Origin of the sequence: Chitinophaga sp. YR627, assembly GCF_900114995.1 — a bacterium.
Classification (GTDB): domain Bacteria; phylum Bacteroidota; class Bacteroidia; order Chitinophagales; family Chitinophagaceae; genus Chitinophaga.
The window spans coordinates 1047675-1058734 of sequence record NZ_FOUX01000004.1; the positions used below are offsets into that span (position 1 = coordinate 1047675).

The 11060-nt window shown below is 44.2% G+C and carries 7 protein-coding genes; 5 read left to right on the forward strand and 2 right to left on the reverse strand.

All coding sequences use genetic code 11. The features are described 5' to 3' along the window. Positions 1-115 precede the first annotated feature (115 nt). The 4 genes from BMZ72_RS24870 to BMZ72_RS36840 all read left to right on the forward strand — a co-directional run bounded on the left by BMZ72_RS24870 (position 116) and on the right by BMZ72_RS36840 (position 5049). Positions 116-1948, forward strand: a complete 1833-nt coding sequence (locus BMZ72_RS24870) for an ABC transporter ATP-binding protein (protein ID WP_089812376.1) — start codon at positions 116-118, stop codon at positions 1946-1948. A 186-nt stretch (positions 1949-2134) separates the two neighbouring features. Beyond that, a complete protein-coding gene (locus tag BMZ72_RS24875; protein WP_089812377.1) occupies positions 2135-3667 on the forward strand; it encodes a glycosyltransferase in 1533 nt (510 codons plus the stop codon). Between the two features lie 279 nt (positions 3668-3946). Next, the gene (locus BMZ72_RS24880; protein ID WP_089812378.1) at positions 3947-4408 is read left to right on the forward strand and encodes a helix-turn-helix domain-containing protein; all 462 of its coding nucleotides are present in this window, start codon (positions 3947-3949) and stop codon (positions 4406-4408) included. 260 nt (positions 4409-4668) lie between these two features. Continuing rightward, complete coding sequence (locus tag BMZ72_RS36840; RefSeq protein ID WP_218155277.1) at positions 4669-5049, forward strand: PIN domain-containing protein; 381 nt, start codon at positions 4669-4671, stop codon at positions 5047-5049. A 91-nt stretch (positions 5050-5140) separates the two neighbouring features. Here BMZ72_RS36840 and BMZ72_RS36845 read toward each other — a convergent pair whose 3' ends face one another. Both BMZ72_RS36845 and ileS read right to left on the reverse strand, forming a co-directional pair. After that, on the reverse strand, positions 5141-6187 hold the full coding sequence (locus BMZ72_RS36845; protein WP_218155278.1) for a TraR/DksA C4-type zinc finger protein: 1047 nt from the start codon (positions 6185-6187) through the stop codon (positions 5141-5143). A gap of 4 nt (positions 6188-6191) precedes the next feature. Further along, positions 6192-9743: an isoleucine--tRNA ligase gene (gene ileS, locus BMZ72_RS24895; protein ID WP_089812379.1), complete on the reverse strand. Its 3552-nt coding sequence runs from the start codon at positions 9741-9743 to the stop codon at positions 6192-6194. Between the two features lie 247 nt (positions 9744-9990). Between ileS and BMZ72_RS24900 the strand changes: the two genes are divergently transcribed. Beyond that, positions 9991-10455: a PepSY-like domain-containing protein gene (locus BMZ72_RS24900; protein ID WP_089812380.1), complete on the forward strand. Its 465-nt coding sequence runs from the start codon at positions 9991-9993 to the stop codon at positions 10453-10455. Positions 10456-11060: the final 605 nt, after the last annotated feature.

The window sequence follows — 11060 nt, forward strand, 5'->3', positions numbered from 1 at the left end:
TGCACCCTTAATTCAATCTTCTCCGGCAAAGATAAGGAAACGGGCATGTGCTGACAGATATAAAATCGGTTCCTGCTCCCGGAAAAGCAAAACAGATAAGATAAATAATCGTAAGATGAAGACTTTTTTCAGGTTGCTGAGTTTGTCGAAGCCCTATCACCACTACGTTCCGGAATATGTTGTATACATTTTCCTCTATACGCTGTTCAGTCTCGTAAACTTCACCCTGCTGATTCCACTGATGGATACACTCTTTTCCACCGGCAAGCAGGAAGTTGTGACAATACTCCCGGATTTTTCATTTTCCTTCGCTTACTTTAAGCAGGTATTCTACTTCTATTATAACGAGTTACTGGTACATTACAACGGCAACAAATTTGCTATACTTGTATACGTCTGTGGAATCCTCTTCGTGGCTATTACGCTCAAAAACTTCTTTGGTTACCTGAGTCAGCGTGTACTGACCCGTGTACGTGTCACTATGGTACGTAAGATGCGTGAGAAAGTGTTCCACCAGTACAGCACGCAGTCCCTTTCCTTCTTCCAGAATGAACGTAAGGGGGATCTGCTTTCTGTGATCAGCTCTGATGTGGTGGAAGTGGAAAACTCCGTAGTGACCTCCATGCAGACGGTATTACGTGACCCATTTGTGATTATTACAACCTTCATTACCTTATTTTATATATCGAAAGAGCTGACCTTCTTTACCCTTATCTTCTTCCCGGTATCTGGGCTGATACTCAGTTCTATTTCCAAAAAACTGAAAAAACAGTCGGTACTTAGTCATGGATTATTAGGTAAACTCCTGAATATCACTGAAGAATCCCTGTCTGGTATCCGTATTATCAAGGCATTTAACGCTGAACGGTTCATCGGAAAGAAGTTTGATAATGACAACAGAGCTTTTGCCCGTACCATCAAAGCGATGTCGGACCAGCGTGAAGCTGCGTCTCCGGTATCTGAAACACTGGGGGTACTGATCGTAATTGTGATTATGCTGTATGGTGGTCGTTTGATCCTGGCAGGAGATCCATCCCTGACAGCTTCCGGTTTCATCGCTTATCTGGGCTTCTACTTCCAGATCCTGGCACCGGCAAAATCCATTGGTAGCGCCTTTACTGCTATGCCTAAAGGTCTGGCTGCCGGTGAGCGTGTACTGCGTATCCTGGATGCACCTAATCCGATCACTGACAAAGCCAATGCAGAGACCCTGGCTGGCTTCGAAAAGAATATCGAATTCAGAGACGTCACCTTTGCTTATAATGAGAAGCCTGTCCTGAAAAATGTACAGCTGACTATCGATAAAGGTCGTATGATCGCGCTGGTCGGCAAGAGCGGTGCCGGTAAATCAACCATGGCCGACCTGATCCCACGTTTCCATGACGTGACTTCCGGTGCTATCCTCGTTGACGGAAAAGACATCCGCGACGTGAAAATGCATGATCTGCGTGCGCTGACGGGTATGGTTTCCCAGGAGGCCATCCTCTTCAATGATTCCGTATTCAACAATATCGCCTTCGGACAGGAAAATCCTGACAGGGAAGAGGTGATCAGAGCTGCCAAAATAGCCAATGCACATGAATTCATTGTACAACTGGAAAACGGCTATGACACCCCGATTGGCGACCGTGGTATGAAACTCAGCGGCGGTCAGCGTCAGCGTCTGACCATTGCACGTGCGATCTTCAAGAATCCGCCGATCCTCATCCTGGATGAAGCCACCTCGGCCCTGGATACAGAATCAGAAAAACTGGTACAGGACGCACTGGACAAGCTGATGGAAAACCGTACCACCATTGTGATTGCACACCGTCTGTCTACTATCCAGCATGCGAATGAGATCATCGTAATGGACCAGGGAGAGATAAGAGAGAGAGGTACCCATGATGAGCTGATCTCTAAAGATGGTATCTACCGCAAACTGGTAGAGATGCAGGAATTCAAATAACACAGCGTTCTGTAAATAAAAGAAAACGGGGCATTCTCTGTCTGAGAATGCCCCGTTTCCTTTTGTGAGTAGCCCCGCAGGGGCTGCTATGGTACTATTTTTGTGACCCATTGGCCCTATGTCCATGTATGGCCTGATGATATTTTTATCAACGGCCGATTATTCACACTAAACAAGCATTCACCTATGATTTCCATTATCATTCCGGTTCTGAATGAAGGGGCTACATTACGTCAGGTAATCAAAACCATCAAAAAGACGACAAGAAAAATTGAGATCATTGTGGTAGATGATAATTCCAACGACAATTCGGTTGAGGAAGCATTGAAAGAGAAAGTGCGCGTCATTACCAGCAGTCAGCGGGGCAAAGGGATTTCCATGCGGGAAGGTATGATGGCCGCCAAGAACGATATTGTCATGTATGTAGATGGTGATATTCTGACCTATCCGGACAATATAGTGGAATTACTGACCGATCCCATTATTGAGGGAAAAGCTGATTTTGTAAAATCCTATTTCGAGCGGCAGGCAGGCAGGGTCACCCAACTGGTAGCCAAACCACTGCTCAGCATTCTTTTTCCTGAACTGGCTAATTTCAACCAACCGCTTAGCGGCATGATCGCAGCCAGAAAATCATTATTATCACAGGTTCAGTTTGAAAATGACTACGGTGTAGATATCGGATTGCTGATCGACCTGCACCTACAGGGCGCCCGCATCACTGAAGCCAATATTGGTCGCGTAGAAAATGCCATGCAGACCTGGGAGCAGCTGAGCAAAATGTCAAGGGAAGTATCCCGTACCATTCTGCGTAAGGCTGAAAACATTCCACAGGAAAACCTGGAAACACTGGGAAACATCAATATGATCCGTGAACAGATGGAATATTCTATCCTGGAATCTATTGACAAGCTCCACAAAATGGTCATCTTCAATCTCGACGAGACTATCTTCCGTGAGGACTACCTGATGGCGGCCGCTACTGAGTTTGGTTTCGAGAATACCTTAAAACAGATCCGGGGCCATTTCTCTGATCCGGTATCCATTATTGAGCATACAGCGACCCTGTTCCAGGACAGGAATCTGGCGGAGCTGCTCGAGGTAGCGGATGAAGTATCGCTGGTACCCGATATCAAAGTGGTCGTACGTGAACTGAAGAAAAGAGGATATACCTGTGGTATTATCACGGATGGCTTTGAATGTGTAGCCCGCCATGTTAAAAATAAACTGGGAATGGACTTCGTATTCGCCAACAAACTGCATCTCTTCAATAGCGTGGCGACAGGGGAGGTGACCATTCCTGAATATTTCCTCTGCCCGGATAAAAATCTGCCCACACAGGCGCCGGTGTATTGTAAGAGCAATATATTAACCTATATTGCAGACAAATACCACGTCACTCCACAGAATATTATATATGTAGGCAGTGGTTCTGATGGTAGCCAATTGCTGAAAGAAGCAGGAATTGGCGTTGCATTTGATGCAGAAAACCCCGACGCAGAGAAAATCGCAGATAAAATTATTCCCGGCCCATGGATGGAACCGTTGTTGCAGATAGCCCAGGCCAGTCCTGAGAAGTTTAAGCTACGCTTACCGGCGATCAGCAAGAAACAGGCAAAAAGGATTGGTGTGGGAAGCCTTATCGGACTTGCGTCCGTAGGGCTGGTTTACCTGGCGGCCAGGCAGATTACTAAACGCAAAAAACAAGAGGTCTCATAAAGAACTTCTCCTTGAAGCCCCTGTTTATTTACACTGGCGTTCCTTCTGAAAAGAGGGGACGCTTTTTTTATGGTGTTAAATGGTATAAGGAGCTTCTTATACCATTTAAGTGCTTATATTTTGGTATAAGAGGCTCCTTATACCATATTAAAGTGATATTATACCATCTTCTCTGTATCATGGGGAGAACCACAATGAGACAACTCTTATCTTTTGTTTCGTTTATTTCGTTTATTCATATTGTTTCACTAACTTCACAATAGCAAATAAGTAAGTGATATGGAAGCGATATTGGAAAAAACCACAAGAACCGATCAGGAAATCGCCAGGGCGATAAGGCCCAAAGTATCTGAAGTATCTACTGAAATTGCAAAAAATGAAAGTGATAAAGTTTCATTGAAAATTGCCGGGTATGAAGAAGAACTGGAAATACCAAAATCAGCAATACTACTTTTCTTCACTATTCTGGATAAGATGGCAGAAGGTAATTCATTTGCTTTATTCCATTCAGACAACAATACAGATATCAGCACACAACAAGCCGCAGAAATGCTGGGCGTATCAAGACCTCACATAGTTAATCTCCTGGAGAAGGGTGAAATCCCCTTTCATAAAGTAGGCACACATCGCAGAATCCAACTAAAGGATCTCATTGCCTATGATAAGAAAATGAAGAAGAAAAGAGCAGACAATTTAGACTTTCTGGCCGGACAGGCACAGGATCTTAATCTGGGATATTAAATGACTGAACATAAAAAGTTTGTTACCGTACTGGACGCCAATGTCCTGTACCCAGCACCATTACGTGATTTTCTTTTGTGTCTGGCTCAGGTAGGGTTGCTAATTCCAAAATGGACAGATCAGATTCATGATGAATGGATACGTAATCTCTTACTAAATCGAAGTGATTTAAAGTCATTTTAGTTAGAGAGAACACGGGAAGCAATGGAAAATGCTTTTCCTGATGCTAATGTAACCGGCTACAAAAATTTATAGCTGGCTTGCAACTACCTGACGAGGATGACAGGCATGTATTAGCAGCCGCTATAAAATGCAAGGCTGATATACTGATCACCTTTAACAAAAAAGACTTTCCCAGCCGTTATGTTTTTGTCCATAATATTCTGGTAGAAACACCTGATGAATTTGCATGTAGGTTGTTGAAGGCTAATCTGCCTAAAGTCTTTCAGGCTTTATTAAATCAGGTCAATGCGCTCAGAAATCCTCCTCAAAATACAGAGCAGGTATTGGATACACTGGAAAACTGCGGACTGTCCGAGGCTACCGCCATCCTTAAAGAAGCGCTGGCTACATATACGCTAAACCAGTCGAACATGTCATTGGACCTTTCTGACACACCTCTCCCAAAACAAAAATCCTGATCTTCCCTCCGCTACCACTTCCTGGCAATGCCAGTCTTGTGCTTAACGGATTTTAGATCAGGATTTTTTCCTATACCGGATAAGTAATTACTTATTTGCTTTTCGCCAGTTTCGCTTCGATACTTAGCGTAGCATGCGGTACAGCACGCAGTCTGGCTTTATCGATCAGTTTACCGGTTACGCGGCAGATACCGTAAGTTTTGTTTTCGATACGCACGAGTGCTTTCTCGAGGTGATCGATGAACTGGATCTGGCGGCTTGCCATCTGGTTCAGCTGTTCTCTTTCCTGAGAACCGGAACCATCTTCCATGCTCATGTATTTGTTTTCGGTATCATCGGTACCTGCTTCATCTTTACGCGTGATCAGGCCCTGCAGATATACCAGTTCCTTCTTGGCAGCTTCCAGCTTTTTCAGGATCAGGTCTTTGAATTCCTGCAGATCTGTATCACTATAGCGGTAAACAGGACCGGACGGCTGTTCTGGCTGATCGAGAACAGATTTAGTAAACTCTGGTTGGTAGGTTACTAATGTACCTGCTTTAGATGCGCCTTTTTTCTCAACTTTCTCAGTACGGTCAGCTGGCTTTTCAGCCTTTGCTGCTGGTGCTGTTTTTTCAGCTTTTTGTACCTTGTCCGCTGTTTTTTTGGCGTCCTTAGCAACTACTTTTTCTTTATCGTCTTTTTTATTTACTGGCATTATTACTTCTTTTTCTTCTGGCTTGGAAATTAGTTTTTCTTTATCTGCAGTAACGCTTGGCGTCACCACTTTCTTTGTATCAGGCACTTTCGCGGAAGCTACGGACTTAGCAGGAACCGTCGCTTTCTTTACTTCACTTTGAGGCACCGCCTGTGCTGCTACGGGTGCTTTTTTTACTACAGATTTACTTGACGAAGCCGTCTGGGTAACTGCTGATTTTTTGGCAACAACTTTCTGAGTCGTAGTTGGCTTGACCTGTTTGGTAGCAACTTTTGGTGTCGAAGTTTTTGCAGCTGGCTTTGCAGGTGCTGCTACCTTCTTCGTCGCCGGCTTGGCCGCTGCGGATTTCTTTACAGGAGTAACCTGTTTTGCCGCTGCTTTTTTAGCCGGTGCTACCGCTTTCTGGGTCTTTTTACTAGCAACTTTCTTGCTTGTTGCCATGGGATTAGCTTTTTTTGTTAACTAATACGTTGAATGTCAAATCATTTACTTCTATTTCAATTCCATCCTGTAATTCCGGCACCAATTCCAAACTATCTGCCAAAATTTCCGTGCAAATATAGTCATTATAGTTAATAATCGCCGATTTCAAGCTCTCGATTACTGCCACTTTTACCTGTATTCTGTCAGTCAGTTCGAAATCACTATCCTTCCTGATCTTCTGAATACGGTTGACTAATTCACGGGCATTGCCCTCATCCAGCAGCTCTGGTGTAATAGTAATATCGAGCGCCACAGTAAGTGCGCCCTTATTAGCTACGGTCCAACCGGGAATATCTTCTGAGATGATCTCTACGTCAGATAACTGTATAGGCAGTTGTTCATCGTCAATCTGAAGGATAAATTCTCCGTTACGTTCGAGGGATGCGATATCGGCAGCAGAGAATGCACTAATGGCGGCCGCAACGGCTTTCATCTTTGCCCCCATTTTACCACCCAGGGATTTATAGTTTGGCTTGATCTTTTTCTTGATAAAACCTTCCGTTTCCGTAAGATACTCAATACCTTTCACATTCACCTCACTTTTTATCAGATCTTGAATTTTTTCAATCTGTTCCTTAATATGCAGGTTTTGTACTGGTATCAGTATCTTCTGTAACGGCTGACGTACCTTAATATTTACCTTCTTTCTGAGAGACAATACGAGCGAGGAAATATCCTGCGCTAACTGCATCCTTTCTTCCAGGTCCGCATCGATCGCCGTTGTTACCTCGGATGGGAACAGCATATGGTGAACTGATGCCTCCGCATGACGACCACTTACCTTATTCAGGTTGCCAAATAACCAATCTGCAAAGAACGGTGACACAGGCGCCATTAAACGGGCCAGTGTTTCGAGACACTCGTACAAGGTCTGATAAGCAGATATCTTGTCCTGAGCGTACTCACCTTTCCAGAAACGGCGACGGCACAGACGCACATACCAGTTGCTCAGATGCTCGTCAACGAAGGACTGTATCGCCCTTCCCGCCTGGGTAGGCTCGTAATCATCGAAATAACCTGTAACGTCTTTCACCAGTGTATTCAGCAGGGATATAATCCAGCGGTCTATCTCCGGGCGTTCTTCCAGCGGTACATATGCTTCACTGAACGTGAATTTGTCCAGGTTCGCATACATCGCAAAGAAATTGTACGTGTTGTACAGGGTGGAGAACAATTTACGTTGCACCTCACGAATCCCATCAATATCAAATTTCATGCTATCCCACGGAGACGCGTTGGTAACAAGGTACCAGCGTGTTGCGTCCGCCCCAAATTGTTCCAGTGTAGCGAACGGATCCACAATATTACCCAGTCGCTTACTCATCTTGACGCCATTCTTGTCAAGTACCAGACCGTTCGATACAACCGTCTTATAAGCTACATTGTCAAACAACATCGTTCCGAGCGCATGCAGGGTATAGAACCAGCCACGTGTCTGATCAACACCTTCCGCAATGAAATCTGCCGGAAAGCTCTTCGCAAATTCTTCTTTGTTATCAAATGGATAGTGCCACTGTGCATAAGGCATCGCTCCACTGTCAAACCAAACGTCCACCAGATCCGGCTCACGATACATCAGCTGACCTTCATGATCAAAGATCAGATTGTCCACCATTGGTTTATGCAGATCGATATCTGCTAATGTTTCTTCGGTGATCGCTACGCAATAGCCACTTACCAGATCCGTCAGGTAGAAATTAGCCAGCGCTACATCAACCAGGGTGATCTCTTCTTTCTGAATTTTCGCGCGAACCTTATCTATATTAATAGTAAACAGTTCCTGCTCTTCCTTACTCTTACCAGCGTACTGTGCGTTATGGGCTGCAACACGTTTGCTCAGCTCACTGTCTGCATCCAGTACATCTGCCTTAAATTCATCTTTCTTCACAAACAGCAGCGCACCTACCAGTTCATTCTTCGCACCCAGACATTTCTGTACAGCGCCCTCCGGACTATCTTCCTTCACAGCAACTGTTCTCCATACCGGCAGCGGCGTACCCCAGAAACGGCTACGGCTCAGATTCCAGTCTACCATGTTCTCCAGCCAGTTGCCAAAACGGCCTGTACCAGTAGTAGCTGGCTTCCAGTTGATCGTCTTGTTCAGTTCTACCATCTTCTCCTTCGCAGCAGTCGTACGGATGAACCAGGCATCCAGCGGATAGTACAATACAGGTTTGTCTGTACGCCAGCAGTGAGGATAAGTATGTTCGTATTTCTCTACTTTGAATGCACGGTTCTCCTTCTTCAGCTTTACAGAGATATCAACATCTACATCTTTATACTCCGGATCGCTCTTGTAATTTTTCACATAACGACCGCCAAACTCGCCTACTTCATCCAGGAATTTACCCTGACGATCTACCAGGGTCAATATACCGATGTCATATTTCTGTCCTACGCGATAGTCATCCGCACCAAAAGCAGGCGCGGTATGTACGATACCTGTACCATCTTCTGTTGTTACGAAATCGCCCAACAGTACACGGAACGGATCGCCGGATTCAGGCTGTACGTATGGCAGCAGCTGCTCATAACGGATATTTTCCAGCTGACTTCCCTTGAATACTGACAGGATCTGCCATGGAATGATCTTATCACCTTCATTATAGGCAGCAAAATCCCCGTCTTCACCTTCCTGTTTGAAATATTTACCCAGCAGGTCTTTCGCCATTACCACAAACTGAGGCAGATGGGTATATGGGTTGAATGTACGTACCAGGGTGTACTCGATATTAGCACCTACAGTCAGACCCAGATTGGATGGGAGTGTCCATGGGGTAGTGGTCCAGGCCATGAAGAATACTTCTGCATCCGCAGCAATTTTTCTTGCCGCTTCAAACAGAAATGCAGAGTTGTCAGCTTCTATCGCTTTAAACATCGCTACAACCGTGGTATCTTTTACCTCTTTATAGCAACCCGGCATGTTCAGTTCATGTGAACTCAGACCAGTACCTGCAGCCGGAGAATACGGCTGGATACTAACGCTTTTATATAACAGATTCTTTTTATACAGTTCACTCAGACACCACCACAGACTCTCAATATAGTTGTTATCAAAAGTGATGTAAGGAGATTTCAGGTCAACCCAATATCCCATCTTACGGGTCAGGTCATCCCACTTGTCTTTGAATTTTAATACTTCTGTGCGGCAGGCCTTATTATAGTCCTCAATGGAAATTGTTTTACCGATCGCTTCCTTGGTAATACCGAGCATTTTTTCTACACCCAGTTCCACAGGCAAACCGTGGGTATCCCAACCACCTTTACGTTTCACCTGGAAACCGTTCATTGTTTTGTAACGGCAAACCAGGTCTTTCAGGGTACGGGAAATCACGTGGTGAATACCAGGCATACCGTTCGCACTAGGCGGACCTTCATAAAATACGAAAGGAGTGGCGCCTTCGCGAATGGATACGCTTTTCTCGAATGCCTGGATTTCTTCCCAGTGCGCCAATATATCCTTCTCTATCTGCGGTAAATTCAGCTGATTATATTCCTGATATTTGCTGGCCATAAAACAATTCTCCGCCCTTTGACGTTATTAAAAATATGTTGATTAAAATTCTGCAAAGTTACGGATTTTACAGCAGCCTGGAAGAGACCGTGTCACGAAAAAGATGGTTTTGCTTTTAATTGTGGTTTTTTTTTGTATTTTTACCGGGCATTAGTTCGTTGATTACTTTTTGGCATTGTTTTGGTAATTACGACGGAAGAATAAGTTGAAAAACTCAACCCAATTGAAAAACCATATCTGATTATTTATGAAAAAGTTAGTATTAATAATTTGTGTGGCACTCATATCTTCCGGCACAACTTTTGCACAAAAGAAATCAGCAAAAAAAACAAAGAAGGTAGTTGCGAAAAAAGAGATAGTAGCTCCTGTCGTAGTAAAGGATGCTTTTCAGCAGAACTTTTCAGGCACAGAAGCGAAGTGGGCGAAGAACTACAGCGGACATTGGGTAGCGAACTTTACTAAAGAAGATGTAAAGACTGCGGCCGAATATGATGCTGATGGTAAGTGGATAGCAACCCGTAGCACTTATGCAGCAGACAGGCTCCCCGAAGCGGTTGCCTCTACGCTGAGATCTAAATATCCAACCGCTACTATTAAGGACGGTTCGAGAATTGAAAGATCTGACGTAGCTGCATATTATAAGGTTAATATTCAGGACAACGGTACAGAGAAATCTGTGTTAGTGAACGAAAGTGGCACCGTTGCAGAATAATTAACCACATTAATTTGTATTTCATAGGTATAGGGATAAATAGGACAGACCCTGCTCTTTTGGGCGGGGTTTTCTTTTTTATATATCTGCCGATATCCCATCCTGTCACCCTCCGGCACAGAATGTCATACCCAACGACTATCTGACGTAATAACTGAAATTCAGACAGTACTCAATTTAGTATAAATTCCTGTTAACCAGCCCCATCTTTACGTATTTTTTTCTACAGACTGTACAATAGATCCTCCTCCACAGTCCTCATTTCCACGCATCCGGATAGCACCACTAATTATTATACTTGTCTTTCACCCGTACAGATATTTATTTGATAGGCTTTATCCTACGTTAATCCTACGTTCAGGAACGTAAGATTAACGTAGGATAAGCATTATCTAAACGGCATCTGTATGATCCTGAAATAGGTTTACACCTTAAAAAGTGTAAAACATGCAAAATTCAAACAATGAGGGACGTAAGGGGCGTCTAGGAATGCAATTCCAATATGAGCAATCATTCATGAATAAAGTCGTAGCCGAATATATGGCTGGGGACCAAAGCATGAGCCAGGTGGCTGCTCGTTATAAGATTACAAAATCACAAGTAGC

Excerpts from the sequence above, each read along its gene's own strand:
- BMZ72_RS24870 (WP_089812376.1), top strand. The coding sequence starts at position 116 with ATGAAGACTTTTTTCAGGTTGCTGAGTTTGTCGAAGCCCTATCACCAC.
- ileS (WP_089812379.1), bottom strand. The coding sequence starts at position 9,743 with ATGGCCAGCAAATATCAGGAATATAATCAGCTGAATTTACCGCAGATA.
- BMZ72_RS24880 (WP_089812378.1), top strand. The coding sequence starts at position 3,947 with ATGGAAGCGATATTGGAAAAAACCACAAGAACCGATCAGGAAATCGCC.
- BMZ72_RS24875 (WP_089812377.1), top strand. The coding sequence starts at position 2,135 with ATGATTTCCATTATCATTCCGGTTCTGAATGAAGGGGCTACATTACGT.
- BMZ72_RS24900 (WP_089812380.1), top strand. The coding sequence starts at position 9,991 with ATGAAAAAGTTAGTATTAATAATTTGTGTGGCACTCATATCTTCCGGC.
- BMZ72_RS36845 (WP_218155278.1), bottom strand. The coding sequence starts at position 6,187 with ATGGCAACAAGCAAGAAAGTTGCTAGTAAAAAGACCCAGAAAGCGGTA.